The following is a 20,609-nucleotide window of genomic DNA, read 5'->3' as shown; positions in this document are numbered from 1 at the left end:
CGCGGTGTCCGACGATCCGGGTTCGATGGCGACATCTGGATCGATCGACGGCGCCGGCTCGGGTCGACACCGTGATCGCCGCGCCTGCGCCGGTCGCGTTGCTCAGCCCTGCCCCTTCAAGAGCTTCTCGATCTCGGACCTCAGCGGGCCTGAGAGGTCTTTCCGCTCAAGGGCGTAGGCGAGGTTTGCCGTGAGAAAGCCGAGCTTGGAACCAGTATCATAGGTGCGGCCCTGGTAGCGCATGCCAAAGAAGGCCTGCATCTGCATCAGCTCGATCATGGCATCGGTGAGCTGGATCTCGCCACCCGCGCCCTTCTTGCCGTGCTCCAGAATCCCGAAGATCTCGGGCTGCAGGATGTAGCGGCCGGAAATGATGAAGTTCGATGGCGCGGTGCCCTGCTTGGGCTTCTCGACCATCCCGGTGATCTGGAACGACTGACCGTAGGTCTCGCCGACACTGACGATTCCGTATTGATGCGTCTCCTCGGGCGCCACCTCCTCGACGGCAATGATGTTGCCGCCGTGCTGCTCGTAGGCCGACAGCATCTGATGCATGCAGCCGCGGCTCAGCATGTCGGGCAGCAGCACCGCGAAGGGCTCGTCACCGACGATCTCGCGGGCACACCAGACCGCATGGCCGAGACCGAGAGGCGCCTGCTGGCGTGTGAAGCTGGTCTGGCCAGCCTTCGGCAGATCCTTCTTCAGCTCCTCGTAAGCCGCTGTCTTGCCCCGCTCCTGCAGAGTGTGGTCGAGTTCGAAGGCGATGTCGAAGTGATCCTCGATCACCGCCTTGCCCCGACCCGTGACGAAGATGAAATGCTCGATTCCCGCCTCGCGGGCTTCGTCGACGACGTGCTGCACCACCGGCCGGTCCACGACCGTCAACATCTCCTTCGGGACCGCCTTGGTGGCTGGCAGGAAGCGCGTGCCCAGGCCTGCGACGGGCAGGACGGCCTTGCGGATCGGTTTCATCGAGCGGTAACCCCGGAACAGGATGGAACGACGTGGTCGGCGGTGCGGTCAGTGAGATAGCTTAACGCGAGCCGTCGCAAGGGTTCTACGTCGATAGTATAAGGCGGGGGGGCGTAAATAGTCCGTCTGCGAGCGCGTAAGCAGGCGTGGCGCGACAGCGTCAGTGGGGGCGACATGGCGGTTTTGGTGACGGGCGGCGCCGGCTACATCGGCAGCCACATGGTGCTGGCGCTGCTCGATGCCGGCCATGAGGAGATCGTCGTCCTGGACGATCTCTCCACCGGCTTCGACTGGGCCGTTCCGGAAGGCGTTAAGCTCGTCGTCGGCGACGTGGCCGATCAAGCCCTCGTCACGCAAACGGTCCTCCAGCATCGGATCGATGCGCTGGCCCATTTCGCCGCCAAGATTGTGGTGCCCGATTCTGTCGCCGATCCCCTGGGCTACTACCTGTCCAACACGGTGAAGACCCGTTCGCTGATCGAGGCTTCGGTGCGTGCCGGCGTGCGGCACGTGATCTTCTCCTCGACCGCGGCCGTCTACGGAGAGCCGGAAGTCGTTCCGGTTCCCGAGGATCTGCCGCTGAAGCCGATCAATCCCTACGGCCGCTCGAAGCTGATGAGCGAGTGGATGATCGCCGACGCGGCGGCCGCGCACGGCTTCTCCTACGTGGTCCTGCGCTACTTCAACGTCGCCGGGGCAGATCCGGACGGTCGGTCCGGCCAGTCGACGCCGAATGCCACGCATCTCATCAAGGTCGCCACGCAGGCCTCGCTGGGGCAGCGTGCACGGCTCGACGTGTTCGGCACCGATTACCCGACCCCCGACGGCTCGTGCCTGCGCGACTACATCCAGGTCTCGGATCTTGCCGAGGCGCATCGCCTCGCGCTCGAGCACCTCCGTTCCGGCGGCGAGAGCCTGACGATGAATTGCGGCTACGGTCGCGGCTACTCGGTCCTCGAGGTCGTCGAGGTGGTGAAGCGGATATCCGGCCGCGATTTCGAGGTGCGGCTGTGCCCGCGCCGTGCCGGCGATCCGGCCCAGATTGTCGCCGAAGCCGAGTTGATCCGCGAGCGGCTGGGCTGGAAGCCCCGGCATGACGATCTCGACGCCATCGTCGCCCAGGCGCTCGCCTGGGAGGAGCGCCTGGGGACGCGCAATCGGATCTGATCGGATGTTCTCCCGCAGATGGTTTCTCGCCGCGGGGGCGTGCCTCGCCACCGGGCAGGCTCGCGCCGAGGACGCCTTCCGGACCTTCGTGGAAGCCCTGCGGCCGGACGCGGCGGCGCTGGGTGTCACACCCGAGACCTTCGATGCGGCGTTCCGCGGGATCACGGCCCCCGATCCCGGGATCCTGGCGCATACCCGCCGGCAGAACGAATTCGTCCGGCCGGTCTGGGACTATCTTGTTGGCGCGGTCTCTGCCGGTCGCATAACGCGCGGGCGCGCCCGCGCCGCAGCCCTCACGACGACACTTCAGGCCATCGAGGCCCGCTACGGCGTGCCGGGGCCGATGGTGACCGCATTCTGGGGTGTCGAGTCGGATTTCGGGGCGAGTGCGGGCAGCGTCCCGACCATCCGAGCCCTGGCGACGCTGGCCGAGGCGCGGCACCGCGGCAGCCTGTTTCGGGACGAACTCCTCGCCGCCCTCACGATCCTGCAACGCGGCGACATCACCGCGGACCGGATGAGCGGCAGCTGGGCCGGTGCCATGGGTCAGGTCCAGTTCCTGCCGTCCACCTATCTCGCCCATGCGGTCGATTTCGACGGGGACGGCCGACGCGACATTTGGACGAGCGAGGCGGACGCCCTGGCCTCCATCGCGGCCTACCTCAAGGATCTCGGATGGGATCCGACGCTGTCCTGGGGCTACGAGGTACGCCTGCCGAAAGATTTCGATCTAAGCCGGTACTCGGGCGAACTCGGTGCCTTCACGGAGCGCGGCATCCGCCGCACGGATGGGAAGCCGTTGCCCGCGCGTGGCCGCGCCAGCCTCTTTCTGCCCGGTGGCCTGGGCGCCCCGGTCTTTCTGATCACCGACAATTTCGAAGTAATCCGAGGCTACAATACGTCGGATTCCTACGCGCTGGCCGTGGGCCATCTCGCGGACCGGCTCGCCGGCGGGCCGCCCCTCGCAGCTCCCTGGCCGGCAGCCGGGGCACGCCTCGATGGGCCGGGCCTGCGGTCCCTTCAATCCGGCCTCGCGGCGGCCGGCTTCTACGACGGGCCGACGGATGGCCGCGCAGGCCCGAAGCTGCGCGAGGCGGTGCGGCGCTACCAGATCAGCGTCGGAATACCGGCCGATGGCTATGCCACGCCGGCCCTGCTGGCCCGGATCTCCGGGACACCGGTGCCGCGACGCTGAGCCTGTCGACAGGTTTAGACCTGTGGTCCGCTTCCACCTATAATGGCTGCATTCCGAACGGTTTCCGTTCGGCGTACAGCGTACGGGATGCGCATGGTAGTCGCTCGTCGGCGTCACTCGGAACGCCCGTTGCTCCTCGGACTCGCCGCCCTATTGGGCTTGGCCGGGCTGTCGGCGTTCGGCGGAGGGCCCGCACGCGCCCAGTGGGGCGACAGCTACCAGCAGCCCGGGGGCAGCACCTATTACGAGGCGCCGCCGCGTCGTCGCCCGCGGGACGCCTATTACCGCGACGATGGGACCTACGGGCGCCAGCCCCGCTACGCGCCGCAGCAGGAGGCGCCGCGCCAGTTCTACTGGCCCTGGGAGGATAGGCCGCAGCAGGTGGCGCCGCAGCCGGAGCGCACCTACCGGGCGCCGCGCCCACGCACGCCCTACGGAACCGGGGAGGCGCAGCGACCGGCCCCGGCGGTCAAGCGTCGGGTTCGTCCGGCCCGGGCGCCGACGCCGCCGAAGCCCGCAATCGCCAAGACCGAGCCCAATGTCCAGATTGCCGTGTTCGGCGATTCCCTGGCCGACCATCTCGCGAAAGGCCTCGACGACGTATTCGAGGACAATGCCGACGTCGCCGTGATCGACCGCGCCAAGGGCGACAGCGGCCTGGTGCGCAAGGATGCGGTCGACTGGCCGAAAATTGCGCAGGACTACCTGCAGAGTAATTCCAAGGTTCGCTATGCTATCGTGATGATGGGCGCCAACGACCGGCAGGCGATTCGCGAGGGAGACGAGACGGTCGAGCCCCTCACGGACAGATGGCGCGCCCTCTACCACGCGCGGGTGGAAGCGCTGGCGAAGGTGTTCGTAGATCGCAAGATCCCGCTGATCTGGGTCGGCCTGCCGCCCATGCAGAGTGAAGCGCTGAGCCGCGATCTCGCAGCGCTGAACGACATCGTTCGGGACACGGTCACCAAGGCCGGCGGGACCTATGTCGACATCTGGCCGGGCTTCGTCGACGACCGCGACCGCTACGCCGCATCGGGGCCGGATCCGGAAGGCCAGATCGCCAAGCTTCGCACCGCGGATGGTGTTCACTTCACAAAGGCGGGCGACCGGAAGCTCGCCCATTTCGCCGATGTGGAGCTGAAGCGCCTCATGGGGGCGGTCCCGGGTACGGCCGAGCCTGCGCCCACCGCAACCGTGGCGCCGACCGCAGCGACCCCGACCGCCGGGCCCAGCCTTGACGGGACCGCACCTGCGACCGACACCGCTGCGATCGATCGCCAGATCACAGCGATGCTACCGAGCCTGCCGGAACCACCCGGCGTTCCGGCATTGCCGGTCAAGCCCGCGGCCGGCCCCGTGGTCCCGCTGAGCCGAACGGAGGTCTCGCCCGGCGGCGCGCTACTGAACGGGCGGCCGCGCGAGCCGGATAATTTCGGCACCGTCGAGCGTACGCTTCTGCGCGGCAACGCGCCGATGCCACAACCCGGCCGCGCCGACGACTTCCGTTGGCCGCCCGGCTGAGCCGGGCGCGCCTGTCGCTCGGCCTCAGCGCGGCAAGACGCTGGCTCCCATCAGGGTCTCGTCGATGGCTCGCGCCGCCTGACGCCCCTCGCGGATGGCCCAGACCACCAGAGATTGGCCGCGCCGCATGTCGCCAGCCGCCCAGATCTTCGAATCCGAGGTGCGGTAATCGTCCTCGTTCGCCTCGACATTGCCGCGCTTGCTGACGCCGATTCCGGATTGCTCCAGCAGGCCCTTCTGGACCGAGCCGGCGAAGCCAATCGCCATGAAGACGAGGTCGGCGGGCAGAACGAATTCGGTGCCGGAGATCGGCTGGCGCTTGGCATCGACCCGGGCGCAGACCACGCCGGTAAGCTGGCCCTTCTTGTTGCCTTGGAGCCGAAGCGTCGCGGCCTGAAACTCACGCTCCGCCCCCTCCGCCTGGCTTGAGGAGGTCCGCATCTTCGTCGGCCAATAGGGCCACACGGTCAGCTTGTCCTCCCGCTCCGGCGGCCGCGGGCGGATGTCGAGCTGCGTCACCGACAGGGCGCCCTGGCGGAAGGCGGTGCCGACGCAGTCGGAGGCGGTGTCGCCGCCGCCGATGACGACCACGTTCTTCCCGCTGGCCAGGATCGGCTGCTCGCCGTTGCCGCGCATCGGCTCGTTGCTCACCCGACGGTTCGATTGGACGAGGTACGGCATCGCGTAGTGGACACCGTCGAGCTCCTGGCCCGGGAGCTGCGGGTTGCGCGGATCCTCGGCGCCGCCGCAGAACATCACGGCGTCGAATTCGGCCTTCAGTTCATCCACCGACTTCGTCACGCCGATATTCTGGTTGTAGTGGAAGACGACGCCCTCGGCCTCCATCTGGCGCACGCGTCGGTCGATGTGCCGCTTCTCCATCTTGAAGTCCGGGATGCCGTAGCGGAGGAGACCGCCGGCCTTCGCCTCGCGCTCGAAGACGTGGACATCGTGCCCGACCCGGGCCAGCTGCTGCGCCGCCGCCATGCCAGCCGGCCCTGAGCCGACAACGGCGACACGCTTTCCGGTGCGAGCCTGCGCCAACTCGGGCTTGACCCAGCCCATGTTCCAGGCCCGGTCGGCGATGGCCTGCTCGATCGTCTTGATCGCCACCGGCTGGTTTTCGAGGTTCAGCGTGCAGGCTTCCTCGCAGGGCGCGGGGCAGACGCGGCCGGTGAATTCGGGGAAATTGTTCGTGGAGTGGAGGTTGCGCGAGGCCTCCTCCCAATCCGACTGGAAGACGAGGTCGTTCCAGTCCGGAATCTGATTGTGGACCGGGCAGCCGGTCGGGCCGTGGCAGAACGGGATGCCGCAATCCATGCACCGGGCCGCCTGCTTCGTCAGGTCGTGCTCGTCGAGCGGCAGCGTAAATTCGCGGAAGTGCCGGACCCGATCGGCGGCGAGCTGGTACTTCTGCTCCTGCCGGTCGAATTCGAGGAAGCCTGTGATCTTGCCCATTGGTCAGCCCCTGGGCCGGCCAGTCTGTGACTGCGCTGCCCGCGTCGTCTCGTCTCGTGTGTGCGGGACCGGGCGGCGCACCGCCCGGCCTTGAGCGCCGGCTACTCGGCGGCCGCCGGCATCCGGGCCATCTCCATCTCGCGGAGCGCCCGGCGGTACTCCACCGGCATCACCTTCACGAACTTGGTGCGGTAGGCCGACCAGTTGTCTAGGATCGTCTTCGCCCGCGGGCTGCCCGTGTACTTGAGGTGGTTGGTGATGAGCTGCGTCAGCCGCTCCTCGTCGTGCCCCGACATGTCGGCCAGGATGTCGACCCGGCCCTTGGTTTCCAGGTCGCCGTCCTGGTGGAAGCGGCGCATCAGGTCGTCCTCCTCCTCGACGGGCTCCAGATCGACCATTGACAAGTTGCAGCGCGCCGAGAACGAGCCGTCCTCGTCGAGCACGTAGGCGATGCCGCCGGACATGCCAGCCGCGAAGTTGCGGCCGGTCTCCCCGATCGACACGACCACGCCGCCGGTCATGTACTCGCAGCCATGGTCGCCCATGCCTTCGACCACCGTGATGGCGCCCGAGTTGCGCACTGCGAAGCGCTCACCGGCCGCACCGCGGATGTAGCATTCCCCGGCGATCGCCCCGTACAGCACGGTGTTGCCGACCATAATGGTCCGGTCCGGCGGCGACTTCAGCGCATCGCTCGGCAGGATGATCAGCTTGCCACCCGACAGACCCTTGCCGACATAGTCGTTGCCGTGACCGGTGAGTTCGAGGGTCACGCCGGCCGCAACCCAGGCGCCGAAGCTCTGGCCGGCGGTGCCGCTGAGCTTCACCACGATGGTGTCGTCGGGCAAGCCCTCGTGGCCGTGCGCCTTGGCGACCATGCCGGACAACATCGCCCCGGCCGCCCGGTCCGAGTTCCGGATCGTGTCAGTGAGGACAACCGGCTCACCGGTCTCGACGGCGTGCTTGGCTCCCTCGATCAGACGACGATCGAGGACCGTGTCGATCGGATGATGCTGCACCTCGACGTGGCGGATCGCCGTGCCCTCGGCCACCTTCGGCCGGTGGAACAGCTTGGTGAAGTCGAGTCCCTTCGCCTTCCAGTGGGCGATGGCCTCGACCTTGTCGAGGACATCCGACCGTCCGACCGCCTCTTCCAGTTTCGTGAAGCCCAGGGAGGCCAGGATCTCCCGCACCTCCTCGGCCACGAAGAAGAAGTAGTTCACCACGTGCTCGGGCGTGCCCTTGAAGCGCTTGCGCAGCACCGGATCCTGCGTGGCGACGCCGACCGGGCAGGTGTTCAGGTGGCACTTGCGCATCATGATGCAGCCGGCCGCGATCAGCGGGGCGGTGGAGAAGCCCATCTGGTCGGCGCCGAGGAGCGCCGCGATGATCACGTCGCGCCCGGTCCGGATGCCGCCATCGGCCTGGAGGGCGACGCGTCCGCGCAGGCCATTGAGCACCAGCGTCTGCTGGGTCTCGGCGAGGCCGGTCTCCCAGGGGCCGCCCGCGTGCTTGAGCGAGGTCAGCGGCGCCGCGCCGGTGCCGCCGTCGAAGCCCGAGATCGTGATGTGGTCCGCACGCGCCTTTGCGACGCCGGCCGCCACCGTCCCGACGCCAACCTCGGAGACGAGCTTCACCGACACGTCAGCCAACGGGTTCACGTTCTTCAGGTCGAAGATCAGCTGGGCCAGATCCTCGATCGAGTAGATGTCGTGGTGCGGCGGCGGCGAGATCAGGCCGACGCCCGGGGTTGCGTAGCGGACCTTGGCGATCTTCGCGTCGACCTTGTGGCCGGGCAGCTGGCCGCCCTCGCCCGGCTTGGCACCCTGCGCGACTTTGATCTGCATCATGTCGGAATTGACGAGGTATTCCGTCGTGACGCCGAAGCGGCCGGAGGCGACCTGCTTGATCGAGGACCGGCGTGAGCGCCCGTCCGGCAGCGGCTTGAACCGCTCGACCTCCTCGCCGCCCTCGCCCGAGTTCGAGCGGCCGCCGAAGGAGTTCAGCGCGATGGCGAGCGTCTCGTGCGCCTCCTTGGAGATTGAGCCGTACGACATGGCGCCCGTGGCGAAGCGCTTCACGATCTCGGAGGCCGGCTCGACCGACTCGAGCGGCACCGGCGCGCGGCCGATCTCGGCAGCGGACTTGAGCCGGAACAGGCCGCGCAGCGTCTTGAGCTGGTGCTCCTGCTGGTTCACCAGCGCAGCGTATTCCCGGTAGCGCTCGGGCACGTTCAGGCGCACCGCGTGCTGCAGGGTCGCCACCGTGTCGGGCGTCCAGGTGTGGGTCTCGCCGCGCAGGCGGTAGGCATACTCGCCACCGACATCGAGGGCGTTCCGGTAGATCGGAGCGTCGCCGAAGGCGTCGCGGTGACGGCGGGCCGTCTCCTCGGCGATCTCTGCCATGCCGACGCCCTCGATGGTCGTCGCCGTGCCGAAGAAGTCACGGCCCACGAAGGTAGAGTTCAGGCCGACCGCATCGAAGATCTGAGCGCCGCAATAGGACTGGTAGGTGGAGATGCCCATCTTGGACATCACCTTCAACAGGCCCTTATCGATCGCCTTGATGTAGCGGTAGATGATCTCGTCGTCGGTCAGATCCGGTGGGAACTCGTCCTTCATCTCGAGCAGCGTCTCGAAGGCGAGGTAGGGGTTGATCGCCTCGGCGCCGTAGCCGGCCAGGCACGCGAAGTGATGCACCTCGCGCGGCTCGCCCGACTCGACCACGAGGCCGACCGAGGTCCGAAGCCCTTTGCGGATCAGGTAATTGTGCACCGAGGCCGTGGCGAGGAGCGCCGGGATAGGGATCCGGTCTGGCCCGACCGCCCGGTCGGTGAGCACGATGATGTTGTAGCCGCCGCGCACCGCCGCCTCGGCGCGGTCGCAGAGGCGGTCCAACGCCCCGTCCATGGCCGCCGCGCCGGTCTCGGCCGGGTAGGTCATGTCGAGGGTCTTGGTATCGAACCGGTCCTCGAAATGGCCGATGGAGCGGATCTTTTCCAGATCAGCGTTGGTGAGAATAGGCTGGCGGACCTCCAGGCGCTTGCGCCGGGACGCGCCCTCCATGTCGAGCAGGTTCGGCCGCGGCCCGATGAACGAGACGAGGCTCATCACGGCCTCCTCGCGGATCGGGTCGATGGGCGGGTTCGTCACCTGTGCGAAGTTCTGCTTGAAGTAGGTATAGAGCAGCTTCGACTTCTCGGAGAGGGCCGAGAGCGGCGTGTCCGTGCCCATCGAGCCGACCGCCTCCTGGCCGGTGACGGCCATGGGCTGCATCAGCAGCTTGAGGTCTTCCTGCGTGTAGCCGAAAGCCTGCTGGCGATCGAGCAGGCTGACGTCGCCGCGCGACTCGCGCGGCTGCACCGGGCGAAGATCCTCCAGGACGATCTGAGTGTTCTTCACCCAGTCGGCGTAGGGGTGCGCGGCGGCGAGCTCGCCCTTGATCTCCTCGTCGGAGACGATGCGGCCCTTCTGCAGGTCGATCAGCAACATCCGGCCCGGCTGGAGGCGCCAGGACTGCACGATCTTCTCGTCCGGGATCGGCAGCGTGCCCATCTCGGAGGCGAGCACCACGAGGCCGTCGTCGGTGACGATGTAGCGGGCCGGGCGCAGGCCGTTGCGGTCGAGGGTCGCGCCGATCTGACGACCGTCCGTGAAGGCCACGGCGGCGGGACCGTCCCACGGCTCCATCAGGGCGGCATGATACTCGTAGAAGGCGCGCCGCTCCTCGCTCATCAGCGGGTTGCCGGCCCAGGCCTCCGGGATGAGCATCATCATCGCGTGGGCGAGCGGGTAGCCGCCCTGCACGAGGAACTCGAGGGCGTTGTCGAAGCACGCCGTGTCGGACTGGCCCTCGTAGGAGATCGGCCAGAGCTTCGAGATGTCGTTGCCGAACAGGTCGGAATCGACGCTCGCCTGCCGGGCCGCCATCCAGTTGACGTTGCCGCGCAGCGTGTTGATCTCGCCGTTATGAGCGACCATCCGGTACGGGTGCGAGAGCCGCCAGGTCGGGAAGGTGTTGGTGGCGAAACGCTGGTGGACGAGGGCGATTGCCGAGACGAACCGGTCGTCCTTCAGGTCGAGGAAGTAGCCGCCGAGCTGCGTGACCAGCACCATGCCCTTGTAGACGATGGTCCGGGTCGAAACGGAGACCGGGTAGAATTCCTTCACCCGCGGGTCGTCGAGGCCGTAGACCTTGTTGGAGATCACCTTGCGGGCGACGTAGACCCGGCGCTCGAACGCGTCCTGGTCAGTGACCGAGGCGGGCCGGCCGATGAAGACCTGACGGTGATGCGGCTCGGTGGCCTTCACGGCTTCGCCGAGATCCTCCGGGTCCACCGGCACGTCGCGCCAGCCGAGCAGCGGCAGGCCCTCGGCGGCAAGCGCCGCTTCGACGATCTCCTGGATGATCGCCCGGGGCCCCTCGGCCTTCGGCATGAAGAACTGTCCGATGGCGTACGAGCCCGCCGGCGGCAGTTCGAATCCGAGGCGTGAGCATTCCTCGGCGAAGAAGCCGTGCGGGATCTGCGTGAGGATGCCGCAGCCGTCGCCCATCTTGGGATCGGCGCCCACCGCGCCGCGGTGATCGAGGTTCTCCAGGATCTTCAGACCCTGCTCGACGATGGCGTGTGTCCGGCGGTCATGCATATCGGCGATGAAGCCGACGCCGCAGGCGTCGCGCTCGTTCGCCGGATCGTAGGAGCCCTGGGCTTTCGGGAGCGCGGGATCGCGCACGATGAGCGGCATCGCGCCACCGCGCGGGGCGGCAGCCTGGTCCGTGGACGCAGCAAACTCTTCGGCGGGCCTGCGTTGTGACATGCTTCGTCTCGTCCTTCCCTCGAACCCGTCCGCAGCCAATGAACCCGCGAGCATGTTTCATGCCCGCAAGCCGTCGGCGCCCGGCGCTCCGGCCTCTTGCCGCAGGCCATCCGGCCGGTCCGGTTGGACACGCCCGTCGGCTCACGTTCATCGAGGACCCAGACCGCTCGAGGAGCGGTGCGCTGGCGCGCCCGTATCCGTCAGCCGAAGAACTCGCCCGCGCGCGAGACGGCGACGGCCGGGATGCACGGCCGATGGGACAGTTGTGCTGTCCTAACGGCGGGAAACTGCCAGATTGAAATGTTTTCAGCAAGAGACCGCGCGCGTCTGCAGCGTTGCCGCTCTGGATAGCTGGCCGGCGCCGGGTTCCGGCCTCCGCAATCTCGCCCGAATCGGGGGATCTACGGGACGAGCCGAGCACAAGCGGCATGCGGGGCAACGACCTCGCCGGCATGGTCGAGGTCCGGGTCCACCGGCCCGGACCATGCCGGAACCGGATACTCTGCGGGTCTCCGAATCGGGAACGCACAAGAGTGACGATGAAGAGCAGAGCCGCACGCTTCCGCAGCCAAACGCTTGGTGCGATCGCCCTATCGGCGGCCACCCTTCTGGGTGCGTCCAGCGGCGCGCATGCGCAATTCGCCTTCGAGGACGAGGTCCTGCCGCCGCGGGTCGTGGCTTGGCGCCTCGCCGAGCGCGGCTTCGGCGGCCTCAGCCGCCCGCGCTTCGACGGGCGGGTCTACGTGGTCGATGCTGTCGGTCCGACCGGCGTGCCAGTGCGCCTCATCGTCGACCCTATGACCGCGGCGATCGTGGGCCGCCAACGGATCGGCGCACCGGAATCCTACGCGCGCCTGGAGAGACCGGCGCCCGGCTTCGGCCGGACCGAGGATGAGTCCGTCCCGCACCGCGTGGTCCGTCCTGTTCCCTCCGAGGATATTCCGACGGCGCGACCGCAGCGCCGGTCGAGCGGCGAAGCCATCAGACCTGAAGCCAATCCCGACGGCGTAAATCCCGACGGCGTCGGCCGAAGCGCTCCGCCCAGGAAGGTCGCTCGCGCGGCGCCAGCCCGTACACCCGACATGAAGCCGTCCCACCGCACCTCACCCGAGGCGCCGGCTCCGAAGATCGCCCCAGCCGAAGCGATCAAGAGCGATCCGACGCCGGATTCCAAACCGGAGACCAAGGCGGCGTCGATCGAGAAGGCTCCGTCAGCGCCCTCCGCGGCTCAGGCCACCACGTCGTCGAAACCAGCCGATGCTGCCGTCGCGGAGGCGGCCAAGCCAGCTGCGAAGGACTGGAAGGACCCGCCATCGGACAAGAAGCCGGTGCGCGTGATCGGCGGCGCCACGATCGTTCCGGGCCCGTCCGAGTAGGAACGAAGCCGGAGTAGTCGCCTCATGGGTCGGTGGTCAGCCGCTCGGCACCGGTGAAGACCGTCACCGTATCGGCCCGCGCGATGGCGCAGAGCGTCATGCCGTAGGAACGAGCGCGTTCGAGGGCCAGGGAGGTCGGAGCCGAGATGGCGACGATCACGGCTGCGCCGAGACGCGCGGCCTTCTCGACCATCTCGAACGAGCAGCGGCTGGTGATGACCAGGAAGCCCGCGTCGGCGGCCGCGCCTGACCGCATCATGCCGCCGATCAGCTTATCGAGGGCATTGTGGCGGCCGACATCCTCGCGCACCGCAGCGAGGCTGCCGTCGAGGCGGGCCCACGCCGCCGCATGGACGGCGCGCGTCTCTGCGCCGAGCGATTGGGCGGGATCCAGATCAGACAGAGCGCGGGCGATGGCCGGCAGCGCGACACGGACTCCGGCTGCCGCCCGTGCCTCGGCCCGCGGCAGCTGCGCCAGATCCTCGATTCCGCAGACCCCGCAGCCGGTGCGGCCGCTGATGGCGCGTTTGCGCGCCAGGTGCTCGCGAAGTCGTCCGGGCGCCAGCTCGACGTGGAGGCGAAGGCCATCCACAGCTGCCTCAACCCGGGTCGCACGGATTTCCTCCGCGCTGTCCACGATGCCCTCCGTCAGGCTGAACCCGTAGGCGAAATCCTCGAGGTCCGCGGGGGTCGCCATCATCACGGCGTGCGGCACGCTGCCGTAGACGAGGTTAACGGGCGCCTCGACGGCGAGCGCCCGCGTATCCGGCTTCGGCGCCGCCCCCCCATAGGCCATCACCTGCATGGGCACGCGTACCGCACAGGGCAGCGGACCGGATGATCGATCTCCGGTTTCCGTCGACATCTTGAACTCCGATGGGGCGATACGAACACTAGCCGCCGCTTCATCCCCAACGCAACGCGTCCGAGGACATATCCGCGGGCCCCTAGTGCACCGACGCCACGAGAGGTCGTGAACCGGGCGGAAAGCGCGTGATGCGACGCTTGTGCGGTTGCACCGCGTCGGCCCTTGTGGTCTGAAGCCCCGGTCGGATAATGCCGGGTGACACAACCGGTACTCCGTCACGTCGGTACAATCCCGCACGCAATCAAGACGGGAAGGTCCGGCGGCAGCCAGTTAGCCAGGGGAGCCACGAGAGGCAGATGCGGACGGTGCGGACGATCAACCGGTCACTCTGGAGCCTCGCCGCCTTCGGCGCCCTGCTCTCCCCGATATCCCTTGCCCATGCCGCGGGCTTCGGCCAGCCCGAGCCTTGGGAGATGAGCCGCCAGGTTCAGGTGACCGAGAACGGTCGCGACATCCTCAGTTTCGAGATCGGCCTGCACTGGCTGTCACTCGGCATCTCGGTCTTCGTACTGGGTCTGATCCTCTGGTGCGTCTTCCGCTTCGGCGAGAAGCGGAACCCGACGCCTTCGCGGACAACGCACAACACCGCCATCGAGGTCGCCTGGACGATCGTCCCGGTTCTCATTCTGGTCGCCGTGGCGATCCCCTCGTTCCGCCTGCTGCGCACGCAGCTCTCGGATCCGAAGGCCGACATGATCGTCAAGGTCATCGGCCACGCCTGGTACTGGTCCTACGAGTACCCGCAGACCGAGGCCGGCGGCGGCTTCACCTTCGACGCCAACCTGGACGAGGACAAGCAACCGCGCCTGCTCCAGACCGACAACGAGATGGTGGTCCCGGTCGGCAAGATCGTGAAGATCCAGGTCACCGCCGCCGACGTGCTGCATTCCTGGGCCATGCCGGCCTTCGGCTTCAAGATCGACGCGGTCCCCGGGCGCCTGAACCAGATGTGGTTCAAGGCCGACAAGGAAGGCACCTTCCACGGCCAGTGCTCCGAGCTGTGCGGCCAGCGCCACGCCTACATGCCGATCGTGGTCCGCGTGGTCAGCGAGCAGGCCTACGCCGACTGGCTGAAGGAGGCGAAGACCAAGTACGCCCGCATCGACAACGGCACGAGCGTCGCCGAGGCGCGCTGAGCCCCGGCTGACCGACCCGAACCCATCAGATCCACAAGGCACCCGAATCCATGGCTACAGCCGCAGCCCATGCTCAGGCCCACGAGGTCCACGACCACAAGCCGTCGTTCTTCGCCCGCTGGTTCCTCTCGACGAACCACAAGGACATCGGCACCCTCTACCTGCTCTTCGCCTTCTGCGCCGGGATGATCGGCGCGTTCCTCTCCTTCGGCATCCGGATGGAGATGGAGGCGCCCGGCCTGCAGTATTTCTCGAACCCCGCGACCTACAACGTGTTCGTCACGGGCCACGGCCTCATCATGGTGTTCTTCATGGTGATGCCGGCGCTGATCGGCGGCTTCGGCAACTGGTTCGTGCCCCTCATGATCGGCGCGCCCGACATGGCGTTCCCGCGCATGAACAACATCTCGTTCTGGCTAACGGTGGCGGGCTTCTGCTCCCTACTCTGCTCTCTGTTCGTCGAGGGCGCACCCGGCGCTTCCGGCGCCGGCACCGGCTGGACCGTCTACCCGCCGCTCTCGACCGCCGGTCATCCGGGACCGGCCGTGGACTTCGCGATCTTCGCCCTGCACCTGTCTGGCGCCGGCTCGATCCTCGGCGCAATCAACTTCATCACCACCATCCTGAACATGCGCGCCCCCGGCATGACGCTGCACAAGATGCCGCTCTTCGCCTGGGCCGAGCTGGTCACCGCGTTCCTGCTGCTCCTGTCGCTGCCGGTGCTCGCCGGCGCCATCACGATGCTGCTCACTGACCGGAACTTCGGCACGACCTTCTTCGACCCGGCCGGCGGCGGTGACCCGATCCTGTACCAGCACCTGTTCTGGTTCTTCGGTCACCCCGAAGTGTACATCATGATCCTGCCGGCCTTCGGCATCGTCTCGCACATCATCGCCACGTTCTCGCGGAAGCCGGTGTTCGGCTACCTCGCGATGGCCTACGCCATGGTGGCAATCGGCGTCGTCGGCTTCGTCGTGTGGGCGCACCACATGTACACGGTCGGGCTGTCGCTGCAGACGCAGTCCTACTTCGTCTTCGCCACGATGGTGATCGCGGTGCCGACCGGCGTGAAGATCTTCTCGTGGATCGCCACCATGTGGGGCGGCTCCATCCGCTTCACCGCCGCCATGCACTGGGCCGTCGGCTTCATCTTCCTGTTCACCGTGGGCGGCGTGACCGGCGTCGTGCTGGCCAACTCGGCGGTCGATAAGTACCTGCACGACACCTACTACGTCGTCGCACACTTCCACTACGTGTTGTCGCTGGGTGCCGTGTTCATCATCTTCGCCGGTGTCTACTACTGGTTCCCGAAGATGACTGGCCACATCATTCCGGAATGGGCCGGCAAGCTGCACTTCTGGCTGGCCTTCATCGGCGCGAACGTCCTGTTCTTCCCGATGCACTTCCTCGGTCTGGCCGGCATGCCGCGGCGGTACGCCGATTACCCGGATGCGTTCGCACAGTGGCACAAGGTCTCGACTTACGGCGGACACATCTTTGGCCTCAGCATGTTCGTGTTCGTGATCGGCGTGGTTCTGGCCTTCCGGTCCAAGGAGCGGGCGGCAGACAACCCGTGGGGCGAAGGCGCCACCACCCTCGAGTGGACGCTCTCCTCCCCGCCCCCGTTCCACCAGTTCGAGACCCTGCCCCGCATCGTCGACGAGCCGGGCGCGCACTGATAGACAGCTCGCGAGGGCCGCATCGGCGGCCCTCGCCCTTCCCCGGAGGCCGGTCACCGACCTCCCGGCAAGGGCGAGCGATGAGGGCGAACTGCACGGGCCGAGGGAGATCTCCTGGGCCCCGCTCACGCCGACTCTTGGAACACGTCGAATTCGACACACGACTCGGCCGTGACGCGCGCGGCCGGGCGCCGACACAGCAGCGGCAGACGCGATGACGAGCCTGACGAACAGCATCGGACCGGACCTCCCGGCCCCGGCCCTCACCAGCGCCGGTGGTGACGTGCCGGACTATTTCGCCCTGCTGAAGCCGCGGGTGATGGTTCTCGTCATCTTCACCGCGCTGGTCGGCATGGTAGTCTCCCACGGTCACGTGCAGCCGGCGATCGGCGCCATCTCGCTGCTCGCCATCGCGGTCGGCGCCGGCGCCTCCGGCTGCCTCAACATGTGGTGGGACGCGGATATCGACGCCGTGATGAGCCGCACGGCCACGCGGCCGATCCCGGCCGGCAAAATCACGTCCGAAGAAGCCCTCGGCTTCGGCCTCTTCCTCTCGGTGGCCTCAGTCCTGGTGCTGGGCCTGACGGCGAACTGGCTGGCCGCAGGGCTGCTGGCCTTCACCATCGTGTTCTACGCAGTGGTCTACTCGATGTGGCTGAAGCGGGCGACCGCACAGAACATCGTCATCGGCGGTGCCGCCGGAGCGCTGCCGCCGGTGATCGGTCAGGCGGTGGTCACCGGCTCGGTGGGCGTCGAGTCACTGATCCTGTTCGCCATCATCTTCATCTGGACCCCGCCGCATTTCTGGGCGCTGGCCCTGATCAAGGCCGACGAGTACGCCCGCGCCGGCATCCCGATGATGCCGAACGTCGCCGGTCCGGCCTCCACCCGCCGCCAGATCGTTTGGTACTCCCTGCTCCTCGCGCCCCTCGGCCTCGTGCCGGTGGCTCTGGGCTTCGGCGGCCTCGTCTACGCGGTGATCGGCCTGGCGGGTGGCCTCGGCATGATCGCCTTCAGCATCCGGGTACTGCGGAACCGCGAGGGCGATGCCGAGAAGCGCGCCGCCATGGGAATGTTCGGCTTCTCGATCCTCTACCTGTTCGCGCTGTTCTCGGCGCTCCTGGCCGAGCAGAGCTTCGGCCTGTTCCGCCCGGTCCTGGGCTGAGCGCCATGGCGGATCCCGAGATCCAGTACCGGCCACTCACGCCCGAGGAGGAAGCGCGGCGCCGCAAGCGCTCCGTGGCGATCGCGCTGGCCCTCGGCGCATGGGTGCTGCTGTTCTTCGTGCTGACGATCGTCAAGCTCGGACCGCAGATCCTGAGCCGGCCGCTCTGAGGCTTTCCCGATGGCAGCAACTCCTCCCGGACCGAGCCGAGGCGCGAAGCGGACCGCTCTCGCTTGTGCCGGCCTCGCGGTCGGCATGATCGGCCTCGCCTTCGCGTCGGTGCCCCTCTACGACGCCTTCTGCAAGGCGACCGGTTACGACGGCACGCCCCGACAGGGTCCAGCCTTGGCTGAATCGGCGGCTCGAACTGACGACAGCATGGTCGTCCACTTCGACACGAACGTCGCGCCGGGACTGCCCTGGAAGTTCATCCCGGAGGTGAGCCGCGTCGAGGCGAAGCTCGGCGAGACCAAGACGGTCTTCTTCCGGGTGCAGAATACCGGCAGCGTGCCCTCGGCGGGGGTGGCGACCTTCAACGTGCAGCCGGGGCTGATGGGCGGCTACTTCGTCAAGATCGCCTGCTTCTGCTTCAATGAGCAGACGCTTCAGCCGGGCGAGACGCTGGACGTGCCGGTGGTGTTCTACGTCGATCCGGCCGTCCGGGACGATTCGAACACCGCGCATCTTTCGGAGATGACGCTGTCCTACACGTACTTCGCCTCGAAGAACGGCCAGCCGGTCAAGGCGACGGTAGCGAGGTCCGGTTCTTCGGGAACGAAGGGCGATTTCTGATCGCGGACCCGTGACAACACGGGGCTGCACCGACTAAACGTTCGGGCAAGCTTGGGTGTGGTGCGTGCCGCGCCTGGCCAAGAGTAAGCAACGAACAGCGTAAGGCCGGATGCCGGGAACGGCGCGGGGCGCGAGGGTGAGGAGCGACGGGACGATGGCCGAGGCGCACGCCAAGAATCACGACTATCACATCCTGAATCCGAGCCCGTGGCCGTTGATCGGGGCCTTTTCGGGCTTCCTGATGGCGTTCGGCGCCGTGTTCTGGATGAAGAGCCTCCAGATCGGCACCTTGACGCCGGGCCCCTACATCTTCGGGGCCGGCGCGATCGGTGTCCTCTACACGATGTTCTCGTGGTGGAAGGACGTCGCGCACGAGGCTAATTCCGGCGACCACACCCGCGTTGTTCAGCTGCATCACCGCTACGGCATGATGATGTTCATCGCCTCCGAGGTGATGTTCTTCGTCGCGTGGTTCTGGGCCTATTTCGAGGCTGCCCTCTACACAGCCGACCCGATCCAGGTCTCGCGGGTGGAGTTCACTGGCGGTGTCTGGCCGCCGAAGGGCATCGAGGCCTTCGATCCCTGGCACCTGCCCCTGCTCAACACGCTGATCCTGCTGACCTCGGGTACCACGGTGACCTGGGCGCACCACGCGCTGATCGAGGGCGACCGCAAGGGCCTGAAATACGGCCTCTGGCTGACCATCATCCTCGGTGTGCTGTTCACCGCCTGCCAGGCCTACGAGTACAGCCACGCCGAGTTCGGCTTCTCGGGCAGCATCTACTCGTCGACCTTCTTCATGGCGACAGGCTTCCACGGCGCCCACGTGATCATCGGCACGATCTTCCTCGCGGTATGCCTGTTCCGCGCCTATGCGGGCCAGTTCACCCCGCGTCAGCATCTCGGCTTCGAATTCGCCGCTTGGTACTGGCACTTCGTCGATGTCGTGTGGCTGTTCCTCTTCGCCGCCATCTATGTGTGGGGCTCGGGCGTCTTCCACGGCAGCGCCCACTGAGCCGAACCATCCCGCCGCTGCATGGCGGACCTGCGAAGGGCGGCTCAGGCCGCCCTTTTGCGTTTCCGAGGGATCGAGAACCCCATATGCGGATAGGACGGCCCGGGCGCGGGGCGATCGGGGCCCGCGCGGATCAGTTCTGGAGTGTGCCCGTGGACAACCGAACCTATTCTCCGCCGCCCCCGATCCCCACCGGCCTGCGCGGACGCTGCCCCCGCTGTGGCGAGGGGCATCTGTTCCGCGGCTTCCTGACTCTGCGCCCCACCTGTGAGGCCTGCGGCCTCGACTACGCGCATTTCGACTCGGCGGACGGGCCGGCCTTCTTCGTCATGTCGATCGTCGGACTGATCGTCGTCGGCCTCGCCCTGTGGCTGGAAATCACCTACGAGCCGCCGATCTGGGTCCACGCCGCCGTGGCCCTGACACTCTCCGTAGGTCTTAGCCTGCTCCTGGTTCGGCCGCTCAAGGGTCTTTTGATCGCCCTGCAATACAGCAACCGGGCGGAGGAAGGACGCTTCGAGCCGTGACCGCAGCCGAAATGCATCGGGCTGCCTGGCGCGATCTCGTCGCGCCGGGAGTCGCGTCGCTGATCGCACTGGCCATCCTGCTGAGCCTCGGCGCCTGGCAGCTTGAGCGCAAGGCCTGGAAGGAAGACCTCATCGCCCGGATCGTGCGGCAGACCCGGGCGGAGCCGGTGGCGCCACCGGCGGTTGAGTCCTGGGATCCGGCGCGCGATGAGTTTCGACATGTCCAGGTCTCGGGGCGCTTCCTCAATGATCAGGAGACCCTGGTCCACGGGCTGGCAGCCGGCGAGACACCGGGCCGCGCCTTGCAGGGCTATTACGTGCTCACGCCGCTCCGCCGGGACGATGGCAGCATTGTGCTGATCAACAGGGGCTTCGTGCCCACCGAGCTGAAGGCGCAGGGCGATCGCCGTGACGGCCTGATCGAAGGGCCAACACGGGTCACCGGCATCCTTCGCGCCAGCGAAGCCCGGGGCCTGTTCGTTCCGGAGCCGGACCCCAGCCGCGGTGAGTGGTTCAACCGCGACGTTTCGGGAATCGCGGCGGCGCGCGGCCTCAGCGCGGTTGCCCCCTACCTGATCGAGGCCGATGCCGTGCCCAGTCAGACGACTTGGCCGCGCGGCGGTCAGCTACGGGTCGACCTGCCGAACAACCATCTGCAATACGCGTTCACGTGGTTCGGCCTCGCAGCCTGTCTGATCGGCGTCTTCTCGGTCTTCGCGTGGCGCCGCCTGCATGATTCGCCCACGGCAGGTATCGCCTAGGACAAAGCCGTGGCTTCGCGTCCCTGGCGAGGAAAGGTCTCGCCTGGATCGGCCGAAAAACGGCATCCCGTTCCTTTGACCGCGCGCCATCGCCCCGGAATACTTTCAGTGTTCTTGAGCGATCAACCGCGTTCTGCATAGTGTATTCAGTTCGCGGCGA

The 20,609-nt window shown here is 67.4% G+C and carries 16 protein-coding genes; 12 read left to right on the top strand and 4 right to left on the bottom strand.

The features are described 5' to 3' along the window. Positions 1-102 precede the first annotated feature (102 nt). A complete protein-coding gene (galU, locus tag CIW48_RS16410; RefSeq protein ID WP_149311732.1) occupies positions 103-972 on the bottom strand; it encodes a UTP--glucose-1-phosphate uridylyltransferase GalU in 870 nt (289 codons plus the stop codon). Positions 973-1,146: 174 nt separating this feature from the next. Here galU and galE point away from each other — a divergent pair, with 174 nt between their 5' ends. From galE to CIW48_RS16395, 3 genes are all read left to right on the top strand, one after another. After that, on the top strand, positions 1,147-2,139 hold the full coding sequence (gene galE / locus CIW48_RS16405; RefSeq protein ID WP_149311731.1) for a UDP-glucose 4-epimerase GalE: 993 nt from the start codon (positions 1,147-1,149) through the stop codon (positions 2,137-2,139). A gap of 4 nt (positions 2,140-2,143) precedes the next feature. Further along, complete coding sequence (locus tag CIW48_RS16400) at positions 2,144-3,334, top strand: lytic murein transglycosylase (protein WP_149311730.1); 1,191 nt, start codon at positions 2,144-2,146, stop codon at positions 3,332-3,334. 93 nt (positions 3,335-3,427) lie between these two features. Then, positions 3,428-4,855, top strand: coding sequence for an SGNH family hydrolase (locus CIW48_RS16395; RefSeq protein ID WP_149311729.1), 1,428 nt, complete (start codon positions 3,428-3,430; stop codon positions 4,853-4,855). Positions 4,856-4,879: 24 nt separating this feature from the next. Here the strand turns inward: CIW48_RS16395 and CIW48_RS16390 are convergent, their stop codons facing one another. Next, entirely contained in the window at positions 4,880-6,313 is a 1,434-nt protein-coding gene (locus CIW48_RS16390; protein WP_149311728.1) for a glutamate synthase subunit beta, read from the bottom strand. 101 nt (positions 6,314-6,414) lie between these two features. Next, positions 6,415-11,130, bottom strand: coding sequence for a glutamate synthase large subunit (gltB, locus tag CIW48_RS16385; protein ID WP_149311727.1), 4,716 nt, complete (start codon positions 11,128-11,130; stop codon positions 6,415-6,417). Positions 11,131-11,669: 539 nt separating this feature from the next. On the opposite strand from gltB, the gene CIW48_RS16380 reads away from it, so the two are divergent. Next, positions 11,670-12,506 (top strand): hypothetical protein, encoded by an 837-nt coding sequence (locus CIW48_RS16380; RefSeq protein WP_149311726.1) that lies wholly within the window; start codon positions 11,670-11,672, stop codon positions 12,504-12,506. Between the two features lie 22 nt (positions 12,507-12,528). Here CIW48_RS16380 and fdhD read toward each other — a convergent pair whose 3' ends face one another. Continuing rightward, positions 12,529-13,302: a formate dehydrogenase accessory sulfurtransferase FdhD gene (gene fdhD, locus CIW48_RS16375; protein ID WP_246695284.1), complete on the bottom strand. Its 774-nt coding sequence runs from the start codon at positions 13,300-13,302 to the stop codon at positions 12,529-12,531. Between the two features lie 368 nt (positions 13,303-13,670). Between fdhD and coxB the strand changes: the two genes are divergently transcribed. The 8 genes from coxB to CIW48_RS16340 all read left to right on the top strand — a co-directional run bounded on the left by coxB (position 13,671) and on the right by CIW48_RS16340 (position 20,449). Continuing rightward, positions 13,671-14,510: a cytochrome c oxidase subunit II gene (coxB, locus tag CIW48_RS16370; RefSeq protein ID WP_091781705.1), complete on the top strand. Its 840-nt coding sequence runs from the start codon at positions 13,671-13,673 to the stop codon at positions 14,508-14,510. Positions 14,511-14,560: 50 nt separating this feature from the next. Continuing rightward, on the top strand, positions 14,561-16,189 hold the full coding sequence (gene ctaD, locus CIW48_RS16365) for a cytochrome c oxidase subunit I (protein ID WP_149311724.1): 1,629 nt from the start codon (positions 14,561-14,563) through the stop codon (positions 16,187-16,189). Between the two features lie 214 nt (positions 16,190-16,403). Beyond that, positions 16,404-17,354 carry a heme o synthase gene (locus tag CIW48_RS16360; RefSeq protein ID WP_149311723.1) on the top strand — a complete coding sequence of 317 codons (951 nt, stop codon included), beginning with the start codon at positions 16,404-16,406 and terminating at the stop codon, positions 17,352-17,354. Positions 17,355-17,359: 5 nt separating this feature from the next. Beyond that, complete coding sequence (locus CIW48_RS33285) at positions 17,360-17,524, top strand: hypothetical protein (protein WP_043348492.1); 165 nt, start codon at positions 17,360-17,362, stop codon at positions 17,522-17,524. A 10-nt stretch (positions 17,525-17,534) separates the two neighbouring features. Then, positions 17,535-18,146 (top strand): cytochrome c oxidase assembly protein, encoded by a 612-nt coding sequence (locus tag CIW48_RS16355; RefSeq protein ID WP_149311722.1) that lies wholly within the window; start codon positions 17,535-17,537, stop codon positions 18,144-18,146. Positions 18,147-18,300: 154 nt separating this feature from the next. After that, a complete protein-coding gene (locus CIW48_RS16350; protein ID WP_091781716.1) occupies positions 18,301-19,161 on the top strand; it encodes a cytochrome c oxidase subunit 3 in 861 nt (286 codons plus the stop codon). A 152-nt stretch (positions 19,162-19,313) separates the two neighbouring features. Then, positions 19,314-19,688, top strand: coding sequence for a DUF983 domain-containing protein (locus tag CIW48_RS16345; protein ID WP_173009285.1), 375 nt, complete (start codon positions 19,314-19,316; stop codon positions 19,686-19,688). Between the two features lie 11 nt (positions 19,689-19,699). Further along, on the top strand, positions 19,700-20,449 hold the full coding sequence (locus CIW48_RS16340) for an SURF1 family protein (protein ID WP_173009291.1): 750 nt from the start codon (positions 19,700-19,702) through the stop codon (positions 20,447-20,449). The last annotated feature ends 160 nt before the right edge of the window (positions 20,450-20,609 follow it).

The organism is Methylobacterium sp. P1-11 (assembly GCF_008329595.1).
Taxonomy (GTDB): domain Bacteria; phylum Pseudomonadota; class Alphaproteobacteria; order Rhizobiales; family Beijerinckiaceae; genus Methylobacterium.
The sequence above is the reverse complement of the archived record's forward strand: the minus strand, read 5'-3'. Positions and strand labels throughout refer to the sequence as shown.